Source organism: Actinokineospora sp. NPDC051303 (genome assembly GCF_055586285.1).
In genome coordinates this window covers 86,971-109,664 of sequence record NZ_JBVJIN010000012.1, presented here as the reverse complement: position 1 = coordinate 109,664, position 22,694 = coordinate 86,971, and the positions used below count along the sequence as shown (strand labels likewise).

Here is a 22,694-nt window from a genome sequence, read left to right as displayed (position 1 = left end):
ATCTGGGTGATGATCTTGCTGCGCCCGGGTTGCCCGCTCTTCCCGTTGGGGTGAACCTCAAGGTTGATCACACTGTGGATAGACGTGGACTCATACAGTGAGTGGCATGGCGCGGCATCGCCGTGGGCCGCACGGCAAGTCCGCCCACAAAGGAGACGTCATGACCGCCCAAGCGCCCGTCGCCGTCCAGCAGGTGCAGTTTCCGCTCATCGAGACGTTCGCGGACTCCACGCCCGGCTCCCCGCACTGGAAGTTCCTCGGTGCGGCCGCGTTGACCAACGGCAGCCTCCAACTCACTCCCGACGCCCAGAGCAAGGCTGGGACCGGCTTTCTCGACCAGCCGTTCTCCTCATTGCTCGGCGTGACCATCGACTTCGACTACTCGTGCGTGACCGCCTCCGGAAACGCCCCCGGCGACGGCTTCTGCGTCTACCTCATCGACGGGGCGCGCACGACCCGGCCCGGCGGCCACGGCGGCGGGCTCGGCTACTCCTTCACCAAGGACGGCTCCGGCGACATCGTCGCCGCGGGCGTGACGGCGGGATATGTGGGTGTCGGCTTCGACAACCACGGCAACTACGCTTCGACGCTGTCCGGGACGGGCGGCCCCGGCCAGTCCCCGAACATGGTCGGCGTGCGCGGCTCGGGAAGTGAGCGGGCCGGGTTCCGCTGGCTCACCGGGGCGCCGATGGCGGGCGGCTTCGCCGCGCCATGGGAGCGGGGCGCGCACATCCAACTGTCCATCATCGAAGGCCGACTCACCGTGGTGCACTCCACCGCGGCCAACCCCAACGGGACCGTGCTGATCGACGGCTTCGACCTCGCGGGCGCGCCCGGACAGGTCGCCCTGCCGCCGACCTTCAAACTGGGCTTCGCCGCGGGCACCGGCAGCGCCATCGCGGCCCACCGGATCAAGAACCTCACCGTCGCCCTGCCCGCCCGGATGCCGCTGGACATGACGGGCCCGGCGACGGCGGAGTCCGGAGACCGGATCTCCTACACGATCGAGGTGTCCAACGCCGGGCCCAACAACGCGGCCGACGCCGTGGTGGAGGGCGTCCTCGCCGAGCAGCTTTCCGACCTGGAGCTGACCTGCGTGCCCGCGAACGGCGCCGAATGCGGCGGGGGCTCGGTCACCGACAGGCTCAGCCAGCCGGTCAACCTGCCCAAGGGCGCCAGCGCCACGATCACGGTCAGCGGCACGATCGACCCCGCGTTCGAGGGCGGCCTGACCAGCAGCGCGTCCATCATCTCGCCGACCCGCGCCAACACCGCCCCGCAGCACTCCGACGCGGTCACCACCGCGGTCGAGCTGCCCCCGGTCAGCGCCGACGTGCGGATCATCGGGCAGTGGGCGCAGACCTGGCCGGAGGACCAGACCGGCTGGGTCATCAGCTACGAGCTCACGCTGGCGGCCAACGAGGAACGCGTCGTCATGTGGGAGATCAGCTTCGACGCGCCGCCGAACTCCCGGGTCAACCCGCAGCAGACCCAGTGGTACGAGGTGATCGAGGACGGCACGGCGGGCCGCGTCGTCGTCCGCTCGCCGGAAGGCGGCGACCACACCATCGAACCGGGCACCCCGCTGCCGGTCGGGATGCAGCTGCTCTACCGCTCCCAGCACGACGCGGGCGACGGCGCGCTGCGCAACGTCCGGGTCATCGAAGTGACCTCACCTTAGGTGATCAGGGCCGCGGTCAGCTCGACGCTGGTCTCCCATAGGTCGGCCGCCTTCGCGCGGTCGTAGGACTCGGTGGAGGACCGGACCTCGCGGAAGCCGGAGAAGTACCGTCCGGTGACCGTGAGGTCCGGGTCGAGCACCAGCCGGGCCAGGGCGGCGGCCGACCGGCGCGGGGTGTGCGCGTTCACGCCGGGGACCACGGTGAGCGCGGGCAGCAGGTAGCGCCAGGCCAGGGCTTGGACGCCGCGGTAGTCGCGGGCCAGACCGGTCCCGGGCATCAGGCCGGGGTCGAAGGCGTTGACCGCGATCCCGGACTCCGCCCCGCATCGCCGCGCGAACTCGTAGGCGGCCAGGACGTTGCACAGCTTGGACGTGGTGTAGCGCCGCCGCCCGACCAGGCTCGGGCTCTCGCCGGTCTCTTCGGGGTAGGCGAGGGACCGGGCGTCGGTGTAGACCGGCGCGGGCATCCCGGTTGGCCGGGCCGGGTCGTGGGTGTCGCTGGCGACGAACACGACCCGCGCGGGTTTCGCCAGGTGCGGCACGAGTTCCCGCACCAGCAGGAAGTGCGCGAGGTGGTTGACCCCGAACGTCCGCTCGATCCCGTCCGCGGTGACCGCCGTCCCGGACACGATCTGCACGCCCGCGTTGCACACCACCGCGTGCAGCGGCGGCAGCCCCGCCCCGGCCAGATCGGCGGCGAACCGCCGCACGCCTGCCAGCGAGTCGAGGTCGAGCGGCATCCCCACGGCGCCGATCTCGTCGGCGGTCGCCGTCGCCGCGGCCCGATCGCGCCCGGTGACCACGACCCGCCAGCCACCCGCCGCCGCGATGGCCCTGGCGGTCTCCCGTCCCAGGCTCCCGGTGCCCCCGGTGATCAGCATGGTGCGCATGCCTCCACCGTACGCGGGGCGAGAAGTAGAGATTCTTAATGTTCTAATGTTGCGTTTCGCGCGGCCCCTCTGGTAGTCAAAGCGGTGTGCGGGTCATACGCGCACAGTCGGGGATATGGAGAAGACAGATGGTGGCAGCGGCGCGCGGGCCGGTCGCCGTGAATCCGGATGGCCGGGTCGCGGAGAGATCGCCCCGGCACTCGGCGGGTATGCCAGAGCGATTAGCCGCGTACTCCGGATCGGACAGTTTTCGGCTCGCCCCTCGTGCGGGCAGACGGGCTCGCAGATCCTTCTTGTAGCTGGTTGAGGGCGTAAAAAGACCTCGCTTTCCGCGTGCGGAACCGGTGTTCAAGCACCCCTTCGCTCGCGGTTTAGGCATGTCCAGGTGCGGGTATTCTGGCTGGTCAGGCGGGTTGTCGACGGCAAAATAATGCTCAGCGAAATGTGTCATCGTGACAAGTTTCCGGCAAACCAAATGGAGTCGCATCCGGGCACTTGCGTCCGTTGTGTGTCCTGGCTAACGTGCGACTCAGCGGATTTCCAGTGAAACCGCGGGCTTTCCCTGTAGGGGGTGTTCGCCTCTTATCGACGGGCGTGCTGCCTACCCTGCTTGTATCATCGTCGATACGTTTGGAAGGAAGACAATGGAATCTCGGGAATCTCGGGAATCTCGCAAGGTTGGCAAGAAGCTGATGACGGGTATCGCCGCGACCGGCGCGGCTGGCCTGGTCGTGACCGGTATTCTGCTCGGCTCGGGCACCAGCGCCGCGGACCCGGTGTCGCTGTCGCTGAACTACACGTGTCCGTTCCCGCTGATCGGCGACCAGCCGATCAAGGTCGTCATCAACAGCGACATGCCCTCCTCCATCGGCGTGGGCGAGCAGACCGGCGAGTTCGACATCAAGGCCGTCTCCACGGTTCCGGAGACCGCGACGCAGGGCCTGGCGCTGGTCGGGGCCAAGAGCATTGAGGGCAAGGCCGTCTCGGGCGCCAAGGTCGAGGCCCCGGGCATCTCGCTTCCGGTGAACGTGCCGGTGGCGATCGCCAAGACCGAGGTCCCCGCGTCGGGCGCGTTCGAGGTGATCGCGACCGGCAAGACCCCGTCGCTGTCGTTCACCCAGGCTGGCCCCGCGAAGATCACCGTCAGTGAGCTGACCCTGACCCTGACCCCGCGCACCGCGGACGGCGGCGAGACCGGCCTGGGCACCTTCGACTCGGCCTGCAAGCTGGACCAGGGCCAGGAGAACACCCTGCACCAGTTCGAGATCACCGGCGGCGGCAGCGCCAAGAACGACTGATCCCGCCCTCGGTTGACCGAGGCGGCGACTCGGCCGCCACCGGAGCCCTCGGCTGACGGGCCCCTGACACCCCGGTGTCAGGGGCCCGTTTTTCGCGCCTGTTCGGATCGGGCGGCCGTTGTCGCGAGGTGAGTAAAAAAAGTCCGGCCTTTGTTCGATTCAGACAACCATTCCGCCGCGGCGGCCGTCGCCGTATTTGTCGGCGACTTGTGGCGGCGTCTCCGGCGCCGTTCGAGCCCGGGCTCGCGGGCCGCGGGAGGGGGGTGGCTCCCCCGCCGGGGTGGGTGCCCCGCGGCTTCGCGTCGGGTGGTTTGCCCGTCGGTTATCATACCCAGGGGTAGCTTTCGGACTTCTTGTTCCGATCGTGCTAGAACGTGGAAAATCTTGCGGCCCAGGTGTCAGTCCAGCATTTCTTGGGTAGTGCCCGCCAGTCGCGTCTTGCCTGGTCAGGCTGTCCAAACAGGCTAAACCGAGGGGTCCTTGATGTTGCTTTATGACAAGTTCTCGTAACCGGACAAGCGGCTCCATCAGATGCTTGCGTGCGCAGTGTGGGATGGCTAACCTACCGACACGGCGGCTTTCCACGAAACCGCAAGGCTTTTCCCACAGGGAATACTCGCCTCTTGACGACGGGGCGACCTTGTTGCCCTGTCCGTATCACCGTTGATACCCCTGGAAGGAAGATTTGTGACTCCTCGCAAGGTTTCCAAGAAGCTGGTGGCGGGTGTCGCCGCGACCAGCGCGGCCGGGCTGGTCGCCACTGGCCTGCTGCTCGGCTCGGGCACGAGTTCGGCGGCTCCGGTCTCGCTGACGCTGAACTACACGTGTCCGTTCCCGCTGATCGGCGACCAGCCGATCAAGGTCGTGATTCAGAGCGACATGCCCGCCTCGATCGGTGTGGGGCAGCAGACCGGCGTGTTCGACATCAAGGCGACCTCCACCGTTCCGGAGACCGCGACCCAGGGTCTGACCCTGGTGGGTGCGACCACGATCGAGGGCAAGGCGGTCTCGGGTGCCAAGGTCGACGCCCCCGGCATCTCGCTTCCGGTGAACGTCCCGGTGACGATCGCCAAGACCCCGGTTCCGGCTTCGGGCGCGTTCGACGTGGTGGCCACCGGCCAGACCCCGTCGCTGTCGTTCACCCAGCCGGGCACCGCGAAGATCAGCGTCAGCGAGCTGAACCTGACGCTGACCCCGCGCAAGGCCGACGGCACCGAGACCGGTCTGGGCACCTTCCCCTCGGAGTGCAAGCTCAACCCGGGCCAGGCCAACATCCTGCACCAGTTCGAGATCACCCCCGGCCCCGGCAGCACGACCCCGCCGCCGCCGAGCAGCACCACTCCGCCGCCGCCGAGCAGCACGACCCCCCCGCCGCCGAGCAGCACCACTCCGCCGCCGCCGAGCAGCACCACCCCCCCGCCGCCGAGCAGCACCACCCCGCCTCCCGGCAACGGCGTGAACATCAGCTACGGCCTCAAGGGCACCTCGACTCTGAAGGCGCTCAACGGCTCCGTCGCCCTGTCCGGCAGCTTCGACGCCGTGGCCGACCTCGCCGCGGGCAAGTACACCGGTGACCTGAAGCTGAACCCGACCTCGGGCAAGTTCCAGATCGTGGGTTTCCTCCCGGTCGACGCCAACATCAAGTTCGCCCCGGTGGGCAAGTCGAACGGCACCGTGGCCACCGGCGCGATCACCTACGAGTCCAAGCTCGACATCATCCTGACCAAGATCTCGGTCTTCGGTTTCCCGATCTACCAGGGTGACACCTGCAAGGCGCCGAACCCGACCGACATCAAGCTCAAGTCCGTCGGCACCTTCGACGTCCTCAAGGGCGGCAAGCTCCAGGGCACCTACGACCTGGCCTCGCCGACCAACTGCGGCCAGCTCAACGACTTCATCGGCCCGCTGGCGGCCAGCCCCGCCAACCCGATCGACCTGGACCTCGTGAAGAAGTAACGAGTCTCGATCCAGCGTCACCGATCGACCGACAGGCCCCTGACACCACGGTGTCAGGGGCCTGTCGCATTCCCGCGCCAGAGTGGGCCGGTCACTCCCCGTTGTCGGAGGGAGTGACCGGCCCGGGCTCAGCCCGCGAACTCCGGCAGGCGCTTGGCGACCTCGTCCGGGGTGGGCATCGCGGCGATCTCCTCGGCCAGCGCGCGGACCGCGGCGGCGGTGGCCGAGTCGGACAGCAGCGCCTTCGCCGCGGTGGAGACCGACTCCCCGGTGATCTCACCCGCCAGCAGCTTCCGGCCCGCGCCCGCGCCGACGACGGCGTCGGCGTTGACGAACTGGTCGGCCCCCTGCGGCAGGAAAAGCTGCGGCACGCCCGCGCCGAGGGCGCCGAGGGTGGTGCCGCTGCCGCCGTGGTGGACGATCAGGTCCAGGTGCGGGAGCAGGTCGGCCTGCGGCACCCAGGACTCGACCGTCACCGAGGGCGGCGTCTCGCCCAGCTCGGCGACATCGACGGTCGGGCCAGCCGCGACCAGCACCCTGGCTCCGGTCGCCGCGAGGCCCGCGATGGCCGTGCGCAGCACCTCCGCCTGCCCGAACGCGGTGCCCAGGGTCAGGTAGATCAGCGGCTCACGGTGCTGGGTCACCCACTCGGGCAGCTCGCCGGGCTCGGCGAACGGGACCGGGCGCAGCGGGACCCGGCCAGCCGCGTCGCGGAAGTCCGGGTGCTGGATGGACAACGGGTAGATGTCCACCCACGGGTCCCCGAAGTCGAACCCGTTCTCGGCGCTCAGGGCCACACCGTGTTCGGCGGCCACCGCGCGGAGCCACTGGCTCCAGTCGTGCGCGGCGTCGGCGGCGTCGGTGTCGAAGCCCGCCCGGCCGAAGCCGTGCGCGAGCACGGGGATGCCCACGGCCTTGGCCGCGATCGCCGCGCCGGGATTGGCCAGCTCGTAGACGACCAGGTCGGGCTTCGTCTCGGCCAGGATCGGCTTGAGGTCGCGGGCGAACCCGCGCGGCAGGAGCTCGGCGAAGGCGCGGGTCGCCACCTGGTGCAGTTCTTCTTCGTTGAGGTCGTGCGGCTTGACCGGGCCCGCGTCCAGCGGACGGCCTGCCGCCTCGGCGAAGGCGGCCATCATCTCCGGGCCCGCCGCGACGACGTCGAAGCCGAGCGAGGTGAGGACCGGATGGAAGCTCTCCGCGGTCGCGTAGGTGACGTGGTGTCCCTGGTCGCGGGCCGCGATGGCGAGGGGGAGGAGTGGGTAGGTGTGCCCGTGTGCGGGCAGGCTGCTGAACAGTAGTTCCACTAGATCCAATGTAGGGAAAAACGTCACCCGAAGGTGTCGGGTTTGCCCCCAATTGGCCTATTGTCCAGATTTTTTCAATGCTTGTGGATTTCCCTGCTCGCCCGCGGGGTGGCCGCCGCCACAACTCCTTGCCGCCGGGCCCGTCCCGGTCGCCGCCACCCCGGTCCTCGGCGGTTCAGCCGACCACCGCCGCGGGCAGGTCCGCCGGGTCCCCCAGCGGCCAGCTCACCGGGTCGTCGCCAAGCGCGCTCAGCTCACGCACCTGGAGCACGCACCACGGTGACACTTCCCGCGTGCCGGAAAGGACCGACTCGGCGAACTCGACCCACGGCACCCACACCGCAGAGTCGACCTCGTCGGGGTTCGGCTCGGGCTCGACGCCACTGTCCACAACGACCCGGTAGACCGGGCACATCTCGTTCTCCACCACGCCGTTGCCCATCTGCGCGCGGTAGCGGAACCGGGGCAGCACCAGCTCCACCTTGTGCGGGCCCGGCAGGCCCAGCTCGTCGGCGAGACGGCGGGACACCCCGTCCGCGATCGCCTCGCCCGGCCCCGGATGCCCGCAGCACGAGTTCGTCCACACGCCCGGCCAGGTCTTCTTGTGCGTGGCCCTGCGGGTGAGCAGGAAACGACCGTCCCGGTCGAACACGTAGCTGGAGAACGCCAAGTGCAGAGGAGTGTCCGCGTGGTGGACGCCCGCCTTGTCCGCGACGCCGACGTCGTTGCCAGCCTCGTCCAGCAGCACTACCCGCTCGATGATCATCACAGTCACACTCTGCCGCCTCCCGCCCACTCAGGGCAACCGCTGTCGGCTCACAAATTCCAGCGGCTGCCCGTTGCGGCGGCTACAACTCCGGCGGCGCGGCGATGCCGAGCAGTCCCAGACCGAGGGTCAGCACGGCCGAGGTGAGCGCGGTGAGCGCGAGCCGGGACCGCCGCGTCGCTGGCTCGACCCCCGGCTTGAGGATCGGGCACGTGTCGTAGAACGCGGTGAACGTGGCCGCGGTGTCGTAGAGGTAGGCGCACAGCTTGTGCGGGGCGTAGGACTCGGTGGCCGCGGCCAGCGCGGCGGGCAGTTGCACCAGCTTCAGCGCCAGCGCCCGCTCGGCGGCCTGGGTGATGGCGACCGCGTCGCCGGGAGCCTCGCCCGCTTTCCGCAGCACCGACTGGCAGCGGGCGTTCGCGTACTGGAGATAGACCGAGGTGTTGCCCTCCTTGGCCAGCATCCGCGCCCAGGTGAACACGTAGTCCTTCTCCCGGTCGTTGGACAGGTCGGCGTACTTCACCGCGCCGATGCCCACCGCCCGCGCCACCTCGGCCTGCGTCTGGGCGGGCAGCGACGACCGCTCGGCGACCGTCTCCGCGGCGTGCTCGACCGCCTCGGCGAGCAGGTCGGCCAGCTTGACCGAGCCGCCCGCGCGGGTGCGGATCGTCTTGCCGTCCTCGCCGAGGATCGAGCCGAATCCGATGTGGACCGCGGTGTGCTCACCGGTGAGGTAGCCCGCCTGCCGAGAGGCGGCGAAGACCATCTGAAAGTGCTGCGCCTGCGGGGTGCCCACCACGTAGAGCAGGTCGGTCATGCCGCGCTCGCCGATCCAGTAGCGGACGGTGGCCAGGTCCGTGGCGTGGTAGCCGTAACCGCCGTCGCTCTTGCGCACGATGAGCGGCAGCGGCTCGCCGTCGCGGTTGGTGAACCCGGGCGGGAACACGCACACCGCGCCGCCGCTGATCTCGGTGAGCCCCTTGGCCTCCAAATCGGCGATGACCTCGTCCAGGTACGGGTTGTAGAAGCTCTCGCCGTAGGTGTCGGCCGGGGTCAGCTCGACGCCCAGCAGCTCGTACACCTTCTGGAAGTGCCGGGTCGACTCGTCCACCAGCTCGCGCCACAGCGCCAGCGTCGGCTCGTCGCCGCCCTGCAGCGCCACCACCCGCGCCCGCGACCGGTCGGCGAACGCCGGATCGGCGTCGAACTTCTTGCGCGCCTCCTGGTAGAAGCCGTTGAGGTCGCCGATGGTGTGCTCGCCGCCCGCGGCCCAGCCCTCGTCCACCAGGTGCTCGATCAGCATCCCGAACGGCGTGCCCCAGTCGCCGAGGTGGTTGTGCGGGATGACCTCGTGCCCGGTGAAGCGCAGCAGCCGCAGGATCGCGTCCCCGATGATCGAGGACCGCAGGTGCCCGACGTGCATCTCCTTGGCCACGTTGGGGCTGGAGTAGTCCAGCGCGAACCGCCGCGGCCGCTCGGCGACCGGCACGCCCAGCCGCTCGTCGCCCAGCAACTCGCCCGCCCGCGCCGCGAGCCAGTCCTCGCGGAGCCGCAGGTTGACGAACCCCGGCCCGGCGATCTCCGGCGCCTCGACCAGGTCGTCGGAGTCCAGGTTGTCCACAATGGCCTGGGCGACCTCGCGCGGCGGCTTGCCCACCCGCTTGGCCAGGCTCATCGCCGCGTTGCACTGGTAGTCGGCCCCGGCGCGGGTCGACGGTCGGATGACGGCCTCCTCGGGCGTGATCGCCACGCCCAGCCCGCGGCGCAGCGCCCCCGCCACCCGCGCGCCCAGTTCGAGTCCGACATCTCCGTGCGCCACCCTGGCACTCCTCTACGACTCCTGTGACCTTTTTCGACCGGCCCAGTATTCCAAAGCCGTCGAATTGGTTTCGGCCGCGCCAGGGTGGCCGCGCTGCCTCAGATCAGCGGGCAGTTGGAGACCTGCGGCGTGCCCGCGAACCGGGCCTGGAGGAACCCGAACGCCTCCGGGTAGGCCGCGATCGCCGTCGCGACGTGCGTGGGGCTGGCGTAGGTGGAGAGCCGGACGTTGGCGCGCTGCTCGCACCAGCGCTGGGCGAGCTTCCTGCCGACGTCGTAGGGGATGACGTCGTCGAGGGTCGAGTGCGTGAGCAGGACCGGCGCCGCGGGCTTGCGGCCCTGGCCGATGACCTGCTCGGCGACGATGCTCCGGAACGGCTCCTCGGCGAGGTACGCGTCGAGCGGGCGGCCGTCCGCGGTCAGCGACGCCGTCCGGGTGAAGGCGTACTTCGGGATCGATTCGAGCTGGCACTGGGTCTTGATGTCGGCCAGGAACCGCCTGCCCTTGTCGTTGAGGTACGGGTCGGCGGCGATGCCGTAAGAGGCTTCCAGACCCGCGACCGCGTAGCCGAGAAACGCCACGTACGGCCCGCCGTCGATGAAGCGGCCGACCGCGGCGAGGTCGGCCGGGACCGCGCCCGCGACAACGCCTTTGAGCTTGAGTTCGGGCGCGTAGGCCGGGGCCAGCTCCGCGGCCGCGGCGGCCGCGCCGCCGCCCTGCGAGTAGCCGGTGATCGCGACCGGGCCGCTGTCGGGCAGGTCGGCCTCGGGCAGCCGCTGCGCCGCGCGGACGGCGTCGAGCACGGCGTGGCCCTGCACGGCGCGGCTCATGTAGGTGTGCACGCCCGGCGTGCCCAGGCCCTGGTAGTCGCTGATCGCCACGCCGTAGCCGCGGGCGAGCAGGCCCTCGATGAACGGGCCCTCGTATTCGGTGCCCGCCGACAACTGGCGGGACGGGGCGCACTGGTCACCCAGGCCCTGGGTGCCGACCGCGTAGCCGACGACCGGCCGCGGCCCCGGCCCGGTCCACGCCCGGTTCGGGGTGATGACGGTGCCGGTCACCGCGATCGCGGCCCCGGTGCGGTCGGTCGACTTGTACATGATCCGGTGGACCGCGCCGTCCGCGCGGATGAGCCGCACCGGATCGATGAAGAACTCGGCTGGCTCGGCGCGGACGATGTCGCCGTTGGCGGCCGGAAGCGTGCCCGGCGGGGTGTAGAAGTCGCCTTCCTGGGCGAGCGCCGCGGGGACCGCCCCGGCGGCCAGGCTCAGCAGCGCGGCCGCGAGCACGAGCCGAATCCTGTTGGTGCGCATGGATCTTCCTCTCCAGTGGTGCGCCGTCGAACCACGTGGGACGCAAAGCTACCCGGACATCGGCGAAAGTGCCCCGGGTCACACCATCTGTTTCGGTCCAGTCGTCGGCCAGGTCAGGGGCGCAGGAACGACCACAGCGCGGCGGTGGCGTCGTAGTCGTCCCCATTGGGCGGTCCCGGCCAGAAGTGGCCGTCGCGGAACGGGGAGCCGGAGTCAACGACGTCGACGAGCACCTCGCCGTGTTTCCCCGGGCAGTGGTGCCTGGTGGTGCGCTTGCGGACTCCCGGTCCGGACTGGCCGGTCGGGACGACCGTCGACAGTGGAATGCACCCGTTGTCAGCCGCCCACATCTCGGCGACGGCGTGCACGGCGGTGGTCATCTTGGCGAGGCTGCCGCAGCAGCGCGCGAGCAGGCTGTCGTTGTCGGAGAACACGACGCGCAGGGGAACCGGGTGCTCGGCCAGCGCCGGGCAGACCGGCCCGGTGAGCGTCCTGGGCAGCGGAGCCGCGGCGACCGCGCCCACCCCCGCCAACCGGAACCCGCCGAGGCGGCCCTCCGCGCCAGCGCAGGCCAGCACCGTCGACATCAGACCGCCGCTGGAGAACCCGACGGCGTAGACGGCGTCCGGGGACACGCACATGCGCCGCACCGCGAACTCCAGCAGCACCCGGGCGAACTCGATGTCGCTGACCCCGCGCTTGGCCTCTTCCTCCGGCGAGGTGGTCCAGTTCGGCGCGGAGTTCGGCTGGATGACCACGAACCCCTCGGCGTCGGACTTCGCGCGCATCAGGCTGCGCCGGTCCTGCTCGTCCTTGTCGCTCAAGGCGCCGTGCAAGTCCAGGACGACAGCGCCAGTCTGGTGTGGTGGGACGTGCGCGCGGTAAGTGCGGCGCACCGGCGTCCCGTCCGGTTTGCGCTGCACCACGGGCCACTCGCGTTCCGTGTGGTCTCCCGGCGGGGCGCAGGGCTCGGCCGCGCTCACGGGCGCCGGGACGACCAGGAACGGCAGCACCGACAGCGCGGCGACGACGAGGGCGGTGAGCCTGTGCATCCTCCTAGTGTCGACCCCGCAATCCTCACCAGGGAGGACGCCCCGGCTCTGTTCGCTCGTTAGTGTTGGCTGCCATGCGGGTTCCTGCGCTTGACCTTTCCGCGCCCAACCGCAACGACAGCCTGGGGGCGGTCGTCCTCCTCACGGCGGACATCTGGTTCAACGTGTTCTTCCGCCCGGCGGGTGTCCCGCTGGGATGGACGCTGGTGTTCCTGGTGGCCAGCACTTTTCCGCTGGGCTGGCGGCGGCGGGCGCCGACTGTGGTGGTCGCGGTCATCGGCGGCGTCGCGGTGGTCGGGACCGTCTTGCACCTGGGCATCAGCGAGGTCGGCACGCTGATCGCGCTCTACACCGTGGCCGCCTGGCGGCCGAAGCGGACCGCGCTGCGCTGCCTGGTCGGGTTCGCCGTCCTCAAGACCGCGGCCGAGCTAATCGAGCACGACTCCCTGGCCTGGCTGCCGATGCTGCTGGTGCTCTACTGCACCGCGTTCGTCTTGGGCGACCAGCAGCGCACCAACCGCGTCCTGGTCGAGCACGAGCGGGAGGCCCGGGTCCGCCTGGCGACCGAGGCCGAACGCGGCCGGATAGCCCGGGAACTGCACGACGTGGTGGCCCACACGGTCAGCGTCATGGTCCTCTACACCTCCGTCGCACGCCGCGCCGTCGCCCGCGACCCCGCCGCGGCGGACACCGCGCTCGCCCAGGTCGAGGAGTCGGGCAGGCAGAGCCTGACCGAGCTGCGCCGCCTGCTCGGGGTGCTGCGCACCGAGCCAGGCGACCTGGCGCCCCAGGCCAGCCTGGCGAACCTGGACGACCTGGTGAGCCGCTGCGTCACGGCGGGCCTCCCGGTCACCCTCGCCGTCCACGGTCACCGCAGGGAGCTACCGGCCGGGGTGGAGTTGTGCGCGTACCGGATAGTCCAAGAGGCACTGACCAACGCCGCCAAGCACGCCGACCCGACCCGGGTCACCGTCGACCTCCGCTACGGCCGCAACGACCTGCGCATCGACATCCGCAACGACGAGCCCCGCCCCTGCGGCGCCCCCGGCCACGGCCTGATCGGCATGCGCGAACGCGCCGCTTTGGTCGGCGGCCGCCTGGATGTCCGGCACGACCCGGACGAGTTCCAAGTGGTCGCGACCTTGCCCTACCGGGGGTAAATCGGGCCGTCCGCCCACAGTGGCACGGGGCTGGCACTAGGCTGCGGCGGATATGGGAACGCTCACCGTCGTCATCGCCGACGACCAGCCCCTGATGCGGACCGGGTTCCGCCTGATCCTGGAAGCCGAGCCCGACATCAAGGTCGTGGCAGAAGCAGGCGACGGCGAAGAGGCGGTCGCCCTGGCCAGACAGCACCGCCCCGACATCGTCCTCATGGACGTGCGAATGCCCAAAATGGACGGCATAGCCGCCACCCGCGCGCTTGCGGGCCCGGACGTGGTGGACGCCGTCCCAGTCCTCATCCTCACCACCTTCGACCTAGACGAGTACGTCTTCGGCGCCCTACGCGCAGGCGCCAGCGGCTTCCTCCTCAAAGACGTTCCCTGCGAACGCCTCGTAGACGGCGTCCGCATAGTCGCAGCAGGCGACGCCCTCCTAGCCCCCGCCGTAACCCGCCGCCTAATCCGCGAGTTCACCCGCCACTCCCCACCCAACGTCCGCCCGGAAGCAATATCCACCCTAACCCCCCGAGAACGAGAAGTCCTAGAACTAATCGCCCGAGGCCTCTCCAACGCCGAAATAGCCGACAACCTCTTCCTAGGCGCCACCACAGTAAAAACCCACGTCGGCCGAATCCTCATGAAACTAGGCCTCCGCGACCGCGTCCAAGCAGTCGTCTTCGCCTACGAACAGGGCCTAATCAGCCCAGGCTCCTTCTCCTAACCCACGCTCGACGGCGCGGACCGAGCAGCAAACCGGCCCCCCACGAAGCCGCACCCGGCCCTGCCAGGTGCTTGATGGTGCGGAACGAGCAACAGCGAACTCGCCCCCAACCAGGCCGAACCGACGCTCGCCAGGTGCTCGATGGGGCGGACCGGGCAGCGAACCCGCGCCCCAACGAAGCCGCACGAACCCTGCCATGTGCTCGATGGGGTGGAGTGGTTTCTTTGGGGGTGAAGGAAGATCCCTAAACTGGCCGTGGTCGTGGGGCCGAAGGCTCCCCACCCGTCTTTCCCACGACGGGATCTTCCTTCGTAGGGGCCCCAAAGAAACCCTCCACCCCATCGAGCAACCCCACCAACCCAGCCCCAGAGAACTCAAGCGAGATCCCGCTCCACAGCCGCCAACTCCTCAACCGTCCCCTGCACCTTAGGCCCGGTAAACCACTTCCGAGCCGACACCCCCCACCAAACCCCAGCACCCCCAAGAACCACCAAAAAAGCAACCGGCGTGTAATTAAACGTCTCCCAAGTCACCGGATAAACCTGCGGCAACATAAACAACACGAAAATAAACACCACCCAAGCGGTCGCCACAATCCCCACCGCCCGCCCCCACCGCCCAAGATGCCAGGGCCCACGCTCGAAAGCCTCCCCCTTACGCACCCGCAAATAAACCGGAATCACATACGCCGTATAAAGCCCCACAACAGCGATCGAAGTGACCGCGGCATACGCGGTAGCACTCCACAAGTAAGGCACAGCAAGCAAAAACGCCCCCACCGCAGCCAACCACACCGAGTTAGTCGGCGTCCGCGTCCGCTTGTTGATCCGATGCCAGAACCCAGCCCCCGGAATCGCCCCATCCCGCGCGAAGGCGTAAATCATCCGCGAGTTCCCGGTGACCGCCGCCATCCCGCAGAACAACTGCGCGCCGATGCAGATCAGCAGCAGCAGCTTCCCGGTGGTGACGCCGACCGCGTCGATGAAGACCTGGGCCGGGGGCACCCCGGTCGCCGAGCCCACCGCGCCGTCGTAGTCCTGGATGGCGAAGGTGAGGCCGATCAGCAGCACCCAGCCCGCGACCAGGGACACCAGGATCGAGTTGACGATCCCGCGCGGGCCTGCCACCGCCGCGCCACGGGTTTCCTCGGTCATGTGCGCGGAGGCGTCGTAGCCGGTCAGCGTGTACTGGGCGAGCAGGAGGCCGAGCAGGAACACGTACACCGGTGAGGCCCAGCCGGTGTTGTTGACGAACTCCCCGAACACGAAGGACGCGTCCTGGTGGTTGTCCGGCACGATGACCAGCACGCCGACGATGACCAGCACGCCCACCAGGTGCCACCACACGCTGACGCTGTTGAGGGCCGCGACGACTTTCACGCCGAAGGTGTTCAGCAGGCCGTGCGCGGCGAGGATGATCGCGAGCAGGGTGACGGTGTGCCCGGGGGTCGCGGCGAAGCCGAACTGGAGGTCGAGGAACGCGTTGAGGAACAGCGCCGCGCCGAAGTCGATGCCCGCGGTGACCGCGACCTGGCCGATGAGGTTGAACCAGCCGGTGAACCACGACCACGCTGGCCCGTTGCGCGGGGCGAGTTTCGCCGCCCAGTAGTACAGGCCGCCCGCGGTGGGGTAGCTGGAGCAGACCTCGGCCATGCCCAGCCCGACCAGGATCACGAAGACCCCGACCAGCGGCCAGCCCCAGATCATCGCGGCCGGTCCGCCGGTCTTCATGCCGAACCCGTAGAGGGTGAGGCAGCCGGACAGGATCGAGATGATGGTGAACGACACCGCGAAGTTGTTGAAGCCCGACATCGAGCGGCGCAGTTCCTGGGCGTATCCCAGCCGGTGCAGCCTGGCCTCGTCGTCGTCCTGGTCGGGGGAGCTGGTGCGGGCGAGGTCGGCCATCTTTACTCCCCAATGGATCGCGGGTGGTCCATTACCGGAAGATCCAGTGTGCGGTTAATCGGTTTCTTGGTCAAGGTCCGTCCGAAGGTAACGAACCGAACAGGGGATTGCCCGCGAGAAGTGGTTGCGCCAGTGTTGGGTCGCTGCCAGCATGCGAGTGACACCGCGTCAATGGAGCGAAGCTGAACCTTTGGGGGCCCGGCTGATGCGCGACACCGACCGACCGCGCGACGAGGGCCTGATCTCGGTGGCCCGGCTGCGCGAGCTGGTGGCGGCGGGCGCCGTCGACACCGTGCTGGTCGCGATGACCGACATGCAGGGCCGGTTGCAGGGAAAGCGGTGCGCCGCGCGGTATTTCCTCAACGAGGTGCTCGACCACGCCACCGAGGCGTGCGATTACCTGCTCGCCGTCGACGTCGAGATGAACACCGTTGACGGTTACCGGACCTCGTCCTGGGACACCGGCTACGGCGACTTCGTGCTGCGCCCCGACCTGGCCACGCTGCGGCTGCTGCCCTGGCACGAGGGCACCGCGCTGGTCCTCGCCGACGTCGAGCTGGTCACCGGCGGCCCGGTCACGGTCTCCCCGCGCCAGGTGCTGCGCCGCCAGCTCGACCGGCTCGCCGAGCACGGCTTGACCGCGTTCGTGGGCACGGAGCTGGAGTTCCTCGTCTTCGACGACACCTATGAGCAGGCGTGGGACCGCGGCTACCGTGGTCTGCGGCCCGCGAACCAGTACAACGTGGACTACTCGCTGCTGGGCACCGGCCGCGTCGAGCCGCTGCTGCGCGCCATCCGCACCGGCATGGCGGGCGCTGGCCTGTATGTCGAGTCGGCCAAGGGCGAGTGCAACCCCGGCCAGCACGAGATCGCGTTCCGCTTCGCCGACGCGCTCACCACCTGCGACAACCACGGCATCTACAAGACCGGGGCCAAGGAGATCGCGGCCCAGCACGGGCGCAGCCTGACGTTCATGGCGAAGTACGACGAGCGCGAGGGCAACTCCTGCCACATCCACATCAGCCTGCGCGACGCCGAGGGCAGGCCCGCCTTCGCCGGTGACCGCCCGGGCGGAACCTCCCCGCTGATGTCGAAGTTCCTCGCGGGCCAGCTCGCCTGCCTGCGCGAGCTGACCTACTTCTTCGCCCCGAACATCAACTCCTACAAGCGCTTCGCCCCCGGCTCGTTCGCCCCGACCGCGGTGGCCTGGGGCGTGGACAACCGCACCTGCGCCCTGCGCGTCGTCGGCCACGGCCCCTCGCTGCGGGTGGAGAACCGCGTGCCCGGCGGCGACGTCAACCAGTACCTGGCGGTCGCCGCGCTGATCGCCGCCGGTTTGCACGGCATCGAGAACGAGTTGCCGCTGGAGCCGCCGTTCACCGGAAACGCCTACAACTCCCAGAAGCCGCGCGTCCCCACCACCCTGCGCGAGGCCGCCGCCCTGCTCGCCGAGAGCGCCGTCGCCCGCGCCGCGTTCGGCGCCGACGTCGTCGAGCACTACGGCAACGCCGCGCGGGTGGAACTGGCCGCTTTCGACGCGGCCGTCACCGACTGGGAGCGCGTGCGTGGCTTTGAACGTCTCTGACCGGCCTCCTGTCATCGGGGTCACCACTTACCTGGAGCACTCGACCTTCAGCATCTGGGAAGCCGAAGCCGCCGTCCTGCATCGCGTTTACGTCGACTCCGTGCGCGCGGCGGGAGGCAACGCGGTCCTGCTGCCTCCCATCGGCGACTGGCGCGCCGAAACCGTCGACTGGCTCGACGGCCTGGTCCTCGCGGGCGGCGCCGACATCGACCCCCGCCGCTACGGCCAGGAACCGCACCCCACCACCGGCACCCCCCAACCCACCCGCGACGCCGCCGAGTTCGCCCTACTCGACGCCGCGATCCGGCTGGACCTGCCGCTGCTGGCCGTGTGCCGCGGGATGCAGGTCCTCAACATCGCCCGCGGCGGCACCCTGCACCAACACACCCCCGAGGTCGTCGGAACCACCGACCACCAGCCGGAGGTGGCCCGCTTCGGCAAGACGGAACTGTCAATCCGCCCCGCGTCGATGCTGGCGACGATCCTGGGTTCGTCCGCGCAGACCCACTGCCATCACCACCAGTCAATTGATCGGCTGGGTACGGGGCTGAAGGTGGCCGCGACCGCGCCAGACGGCACCATCGAGGCGGTCGAGCTTCTGGCCGCCACGTTTGTTGTGGGGGTTCAGTCGCATCCGGAGCAGGATCCGGCTGATGTGCGGTTGTTCGCCGCTCTGGTTCAGGCCGCGTGCCGTCGTAGGCAGCGGTCATGAGCTGGGCTGTCGATGGCCTCCCGGATGTGTGTGGTCCTGTGTGGGGGTCTGCTCTGGGCTTTCGTGCTTCCCGGCTTTCGTGGTCTGCTCGATGGGGTGGAGTGGTTTCTTTGGGGCCCCTACGAAGGAAGATCCCGTCGTGGGAAAGACGGGTGGGGAGCCTTCGGCCCCACGACCACGGCGAGTTTAGGGATCTTCCTTCTCCCCCAAAGAAACCACTCCACCCCATCGAGCACCGGGCGGGCGCTGGTTCGGCTTCGTGGGGGGCGGGTTCGCTGTCCCGCTCTCACCGGGCGCCGGGCAGCTTCGGCGCGGCCTTGCAGGCATGCCAATGGCATGCGAGCAGGGTGGGCCGAGAGCAGGGGTGGCTGGCGGGCAGGTTTGGCGAGCCCGAGCGGCGGCCTGCCTCTGCCTCTCCCACTTTCGTATCAGCGCGGCTGCCTGCAAGCCGCACCACCACCCACCTCCACTACAACAACCACTTCCACCACGCTCTAACCGCCACCTCCACCACGCTTTGGCGCGGAATCACAGCATCATTCGACCACCGCCTTTCTCGGGGCTCATCCATCAGCACATCGACCTTTGACCGCGCCCTGGGCCGGGGCACTGCTCCAGTCTGTCAGGGATTTGGGCTGGTGGAAGGAGTTCTCGGAGCCTGTGGATAACTTCGGCGCATGTGGATAGACGACTTGACAGATTCTTCGAGGGGCGTGCGGGAAGGAGAGCGGTGAGCAGCAGTCTCGACATCGTGAATCCGGCTACCGAGGAGGTGGTGGGGACCGTCGGGTTGGCGACGGTTGATGAGACCGATGCCGCCATTGCCCGGGCGCATGCCGCGTTGCCCGCTTGGCGGGAGATGGCGCCGGGGGAGCGGGCGCGGTTGTTGCGGCGGTTCGCCGAGGCCGTTGATGGGGATGTGGAGAATCTGGCGCGGTTGGAGGTGGCGAACTCGGGGCACACCATCGGTAACGCGCGGTGGGAGGCGGGCAATGTCCGTGACGTTCTGCATTACTTCGCTGGGGTGCCGGAGCGGTTGTTCGGTCGGCAGATTCCGGTGCCGGGCGGGGTGAACGTCACCTTCCATGAACCGCTTGGTGTGGTCGGAGTGATCGTGCCGTGGAACTTTCCGATGCCGATCGCGGGGTGGGGGTTCGCGCCCGCGCTCGCCGGTGGGAACACGGTGGTGGTCAAGCCCGCTGAACTCACCCCGCTTACCGCGTTGCGGTTGGCGGAGTTGGCTAAGCAGGCGGGTATTCCCGAGGACGTTTTTCAGGTGTTGCCCGGCCGGGGGTCGGTGGTGGGGGAGCGGTTCGTGACGCACCCGTTGGTGCGCAAGGTCGTCTTCACCGGGTCCACCGAGGTCGGCAAGCAGATCATGGCCGGGTGCGCCGACCAGGTGAAGCGGGTGACGCTTGAACTCGGTGGGAACAACGCCAATATCGTCTTCGCCGACGCCGATCTCGCGAAGGCCGCCGCGAAGGCGCCCGCGGCCGTGTTCGACAATGCGGGGCAGGATTGCTGCGCGCGGTCGCGCATTCTTGTCCAGCGTCCGGTCTACGACCGGTTCATGGAGTTGTTCGAGCAGGCCGTGCGGCAGGTCGTGGTCGGCGCTCCCGGTGACGAGGCCACCGAGATGGGGCCGCTGATCTCGGCCGCGCACCGGGACCGGGTGGCGTCCTATGTGGACGAAGCGCCGGTCGCTTTCCGCGGTGCGGCGCCGGATGGGCCGGGGTTCTGGTTCCCGCCCACGGTGCTCGGTCCGGTCGCGGCCGACCACCGGGCGGTCACCGACGAGGTGTTCGGGCCGGTGGTGGCCGTGCTGCCCTTCGATGACGAGGCCGAAGCCGTGCGGCTTGCCAACGACACCGAATACGGGCTGTCCGGCTCCATCTGGACCCGCGACGTCGGGCGGGCGCTGCGGGTGGCCCGGGGCGTCGAGGCGGGCAACCTGTCGGTCAACTCGAACTCCTCGGTCCGCTACTGGGCGCCCTTCGGGGGCTTCAAGCAGTCCGGGCTCGGGCGCGAACTCGGGCCGGACGCGGTCGCGGCGTTCACCGACGTCAAGAACGTCTTCATCGACACAGCGGACTAGCGACACCGCGAACCAGAACTAGACACAGCGGACCAGACACAGCAGACCAGGAGGACACCGATGACCAAGCGTCTCGACGGCCGCGTCGCCGTCATCACCGGCGGGGCCAGCGGCATCGGGCTCGCCTCGGCCCGCAGGCTTGCCGAGGAGGGCGCGCGGATCGTGATCGGCGATGTCGACCCCGACGGTGGGAAAGCCGCCGCCGACGAGGTCGACGGGCTGTTCGTGCGGGTCGACGTCACCAGCGAGACCGAGGTCGAGGCCCTGTTCCAGACCGCCGTCGACACCTACGGCTCGCTCGACGTCGCGTTCAACAACGCGGGCATCTCCCCGCCGGAGGACGACTCGATCCTCACCACCGGGCTCGACGCCTGGCGGCGCGTGCAGGAGGTCAACCTGACCTCGGTGTACCTGTGCTGCAAGCACGCCATCGGCCACATGCGCCGCCAGGGCCGCGGCTCGGTGATCAACACCGCCTCGTTCGTCGCGGTCATGGGCGCGGCCACCTCGCAGATCTCCTACACCGCGTCCAAGGGCGGCGTGCTGGCGATGAGCCGCGAGCTGGGCGTGCAGTTCGCCCGCGAGGGCATCCGGGTCAACGCCCTGTGCCCCGGCCCGGTGAACACCCCGCTGCTGCGCGAGCTGTTCGCCAAGGACCCCGAGCGGGCCGCGCGGCGGCTGGTGCACATCCCGATCGGCCGCTTCGCCGAGCCGGAGGAGATCGCCGCCGCGGTCGCGTTCCTGGCCAGCGACGACTCCTCGTTCATGACCGCGTCCTCCTTCCTGGTCGACGGCGGCATCTCCGGCGCGTATGTCACTCCCCTCTGACCCCGGTCACGGGCTGGACGACGTGCTCGCGGACGCGCTGTTCTGCCCGGTCCGCACGGGCAACGCGTTCGAGGAGACGATGGAGCGGATGCTCGCGGCCATCCGCCTCGGCGTCGTCCCGCCCGGCGGCAGGCTTCCCCCGGAACGCGAGCTGTCCGCGCGGCTGGGCGTCAGCCGGGTCACCCTGCGCGAGGCGCTGCGGGCCCTGCAGGAGTCCGGGCACGTCGAGTCCCGCCGGGGCCGCTACGGCGGCACGTTCGTCCGCGCCGTCCCACCGCCCCGGGGCGCGGCCGACCCGCTCGCGGCCCCGCCGGGGGAGCTGGAGGACGCGCTGACCCTGCGGTTCGTCCTGGAGACCGGCGCGGCCGAGACCGCGGCGGCGCGGTCGCTGACCCCCGAGGTCCGCAGACATCTGCGCGCCCGCCTGGCCGACTGCGCGGGCGCGGCCCTGGCCGACTACCGCCGCACCGACTCGCGCCTGCACCTGGCGATCGCCGAGGCCACCGCCGCACCGTCGCTGACCGGCGCGGTCGTCCACGTGCGCACCCGCCTCAACGCCCTGCTCGACGCGATCCCGCTGATTCCGGCCAACATCGAGCACTCCGATCGGCAACACCGGATCATCGTGGACGCTATCCTCGACGGCGACCCGCCCGCCGCGCGCAGGGCCATGGCCGAGCATCTCGCGGGCACGGCATCGCTGCTGCGCGGCTTCCTCGCCTGAGGGGCCAGGCTGTGATCGGCGGTGTGGGCTGTGCCGGGTTGACGCCCTCCGAACGGCGGGTTGACCTATCGTGATGCCATTGGACGACGAGGGGGTGACCACATGCGCGACGATCGGCGTCCGCCGCTGCCCGCCGCGGCCCGTCCCCCCGCGGGCCACCACCGCGACACCCCACCGACCGACCACGCCCGCGCGCCCCGGCCCCCGGCCCAGGTCCGCGAGGCCGTGCCCGACGGCCACCCCTATGAGGCTCACCTGAACGGCCATGTCCGCGAGGCCCCGCGCCAGCCCCCCCTACCGGCGGGCGACGCCTACGAGCCCCCCCGCAACGGCCACGCCCGCGAGATCCCCCCCGGCCCGACGCGCGCTGTCCCACTGAGCGGCCACCTGGGCGACCTCCCGCCCCACAGCCCCACCCCCGGCCTCCCGCCGAACGGCCACCCCCGCGAGGTGCCCAAGGGCCCTGTCCGCGAGGTGCCGAATGGGCATGTCCGCGACGTGCCGAACGGCCACCCCCACGAAGTGCCCAACGGCCTTGTCCGCGAGGTGCCCAACGGCCACGTCCGTGACGTGCCCAACGGGCACGTTCGCGAGGTGCCCAATGGCCACGCCCGTGAGGTGCCGAACGGTCCTGTTCGTGAGGTGCCCAACGGCCACGTTCGTGACGTGCCGAATGGCCACGTCCGTGACGTGCCCGACGGCCACGTCCGTGAGATGTCGAACGGGCACGTTCGCGAGGTGTCGCTGAGCGGCCCTGCGCACCGCGTTCCGCTGAATGGTCACGTCCGTGAGGTGCCGAACGGGCATGTTGGTGAGGTGCCGCTGAGCGGCGCTCCGCTGAACGGTCACGTGCGTGAGGCGCCTAACCGTCATGGTGGTGAGG

Annotated in this window: 17 protein-coding genes and 1 pseudogene; 11 read left to right on the top strand and 7 right to left on the bottom strand. The window is 69.7% G+C overall.

The window, feature by feature from the left end:
* Positions 1 to 160 precede the first annotated feature (160 nt).
* Complete coding sequence (locus tag ACZ6SD_RS12365; RefSeq protein WP_465317000.1) at positions 161 to 1,681, top strand: hypothetical protein; 1,521 nt, start codon at positions 161 to 163, stop codon at positions 1,679 to 1,681.
* On the opposite strand, the gene ACZ6SD_RS12360 is transcribed toward ACZ6SD_RS12365, so the two are convergent.
* Positions 1,678 to 2,571 (bottom strand): SDR family NAD(P)-dependent oxidoreductase, encoded by an 894-nt coding sequence (locus ACZ6SD_RS12360; RefSeq protein ID WP_465316999.1) that lies wholly within the window; start codon positions 2,569 to 2,571, stop codon positions 1,678 to 1,680. The genes ACZ6SD_RS12365 and ACZ6SD_RS12360 overlap by 4 nt on opposite strands.
* 692 nt (positions 2,572 to 3,263) lie before the next feature.
* On the opposite strand from ACZ6SD_RS12360, the gene ACZ6SD_RS12355 reads away from it, so the two are divergent.
* Positions 3,264 to 3,869, top strand: a complete 606-nt coding sequence (locus ACZ6SD_RS12355) for a DUF6801 domain-containing protein (RefSeq protein ID WP_465316998.1) — start codon at positions 3,264 to 3,266, stop codon at positions 3,867 to 3,869.
* A 687-nt stretch (positions 3,870 to 4,556) separates the two neighbouring features.
* Positions 4,557 to 5,825 carry a DUF6801 domain-containing protein gene (locus tag ACZ6SD_RS12350; protein ID WP_465316997.1) on the top strand — a complete coding sequence of 423 codons (1,269 nt, stop codon included), beginning with the start codon at positions 4,557 to 4,559 and terminating at the stop codon, positions 5,823 to 5,825.
* 128 nt (positions 5,826 to 5,953) lie between these two features.
* Here the strand turns inward: ACZ6SD_RS12350 and ACZ6SD_RS12345 are convergent, their stop codons facing one another.
* The 5 genes from ACZ6SD_RS12345 to ACZ6SD_RS12325 form a co-directional block, all read right to left on the bottom strand.
* The gene (locus ACZ6SD_RS12345) at positions 5,954 to 7,129 is read right to left on the bottom strand and encodes a glycosyltransferase (protein WP_465316996.1); all 1,176 of its coding nucleotides are present in this window, start codon (positions 7,127 to 7,129) and stop codon (positions 5,954 to 5,956) included.
* Between the two features lie 175 nt (positions 7,130 to 7,304).
* The gene (gene idi, locus ACZ6SD_RS12340) at positions 7,305 to 7,889 is read right to left on the bottom strand and encodes an isopentenyl-diphosphate Delta-isomerase (RefSeq protein WP_465317046.1); all 585 of its coding nucleotides are present in this window, start codon (positions 7,887 to 7,889) and stop codon (positions 7,305 to 7,307) included.
* 88 nt (positions 7,890 to 7,977) lie between these two features.
* Positions 7,978 to 9,714: an arginine--tRNA ligase gene (argS, locus tag ACZ6SD_RS12335; RefSeq protein ID WP_465316995.1), complete on the bottom strand. Its 1,737-nt coding sequence runs from the start codon at positions 9,712 to 9,714 to the stop codon at positions 7,978 to 7,980.
* Positions 9,715 to 9,812: 98 nt separating this feature from the next.
* The gene (locus ACZ6SD_RS12330; RefSeq protein WP_465316994.1) at positions 9,813 to 11,027 is read right to left on the bottom strand and encodes a lipase family protein; all 1,215 of its coding nucleotides are present in this window, start codon (positions 11,025 to 11,027) and stop codon (positions 9,813 to 9,815) included.
* A gap of 113 nt (positions 11,028 to 11,140) precedes the next feature.
* Entirely contained in the window at positions 11,141 to 12,079 is a 939-nt protein-coding gene (locus ACZ6SD_RS12325) for a CE1 family esterase (protein WP_465316993.1), read from the bottom strand.
* A gap of 74 nt (positions 12,080 to 12,153) precedes the next feature.
* Here ACZ6SD_RS12325 and ACZ6SD_RS12320 point away from each other — a divergent pair, with 74 nt between their 5' ends.
* Positions 12,154 to 13,239 (top strand): sensor histidine kinase, encoded by a 1,086-nt coding sequence (locus ACZ6SD_RS12320; protein WP_465316992.1) that lies wholly within the window; start codon positions 12,154 to 12,156, stop codon positions 13,237 to 13,239.
* Between the two features lie 52 nt (positions 13,240 to 13,291).
* The gene (locus ACZ6SD_RS12315) at positions 13,292 to 13,963 is read left to right on the top strand and encodes a response regulator (protein ID WP_465316991.1); all 672 of its coding nucleotides are present in this window, start codon (positions 13,292 to 13,294) and stop codon (positions 13,961 to 13,963) included.
* Between the two features lie 374 nt (positions 13,964 to 14,337).
* Here ACZ6SD_RS12315 and ACZ6SD_RS12310 read toward each other — a convergent pair whose 3' ends face one another.
* A complete protein-coding gene (locus tag ACZ6SD_RS12310) occupies positions 14,338 to 15,867 on the bottom strand; it encodes an amino acid permease (protein ID WP_465316990.1) in 1,530 nt (509 codons plus the stop codon).
* A 205-nt stretch (positions 15,868 to 16,072) separates the two neighbouring features.
* Here ACZ6SD_RS12310 and ACZ6SD_RS12305 point away from each other — a divergent pair, with 205 nt between their 5' ends.
* The 6 genes and pseudogenes from ACZ6SD_RS12305 to ACZ6SD_RS12280 form a co-directional block, all read left to right on the top strand.
* Positions 16,073 to 17,452, top strand: a complete 1,380-nt coding sequence (locus tag ACZ6SD_RS12305) for a glutamine synthetase family protein (RefSeq protein WP_465316989.1) — start codon at positions 16,073 to 16,075, stop codon at positions 17,450 to 17,452.
* Positions 17,433 to 18,164 carry a gamma-glutamyl-gamma-aminobutyrate hydrolase family protein gene (locus tag ACZ6SD_RS12300; protein WP_465316988.1) on the top strand — a complete coding sequence of 244 codons (732 nt, stop codon included), beginning with the start codon at positions 17,433 to 17,435 and terminating at the stop codon, positions 18,162 to 18,164. Before ACZ6SD_RS12305 ends, ACZ6SD_RS12300 begins: the two co-directional genes overlap by 20 nt.
* 730 nt (positions 18,165 to 18,894) lie before the next feature.
* Positions 18,895 to 20,259 carry an aldehyde dehydrogenase family protein gene (locus ACZ6SD_RS12295; protein WP_465316987.1) on the top strand — a complete coding sequence of 455 codons (1,365 nt, stop codon included), beginning with the start codon at positions 18,895 to 18,897 and terminating at the stop codon, positions 20,257 to 20,259.
* A 60-nt stretch (positions 20,260 to 20,319) separates the two neighbouring features.
* Positions 20,320 to 21,087 carry a 3-oxoacyl-ACP reductase gene (locus ACZ6SD_RS12290; RefSeq protein WP_465316986.1) on the top strand — a complete coding sequence of 256 codons (768 nt, stop codon included), beginning with the start codon at positions 20,320 to 20,322 and terminating at the stop codon, positions 21,085 to 21,087.
* Positions 21,071 to 21,811 carry a FadR/GntR family transcriptional regulator gene (locus ACZ6SD_RS12285; RefSeq protein ID WP_465316985.1) on the top strand — a complete coding sequence of 247 codons (741 nt, stop codon included), beginning with the start codon at positions 21,071 to 21,073 and terminating at the stop codon, positions 21,809 to 21,811. The genes ACZ6SD_RS12290 and ACZ6SD_RS12285 overlap by 17 nt, the downstream gene beginning before the upstream one ends.
* 102 nt (positions 21,812 to 21,913) lie before the next feature.
* A pseudogene (locus tag ACZ6SD_RS12280) lies at positions 21,914 to 22,694 on the top strand (hypothetical protein); the annotation flags it as partial.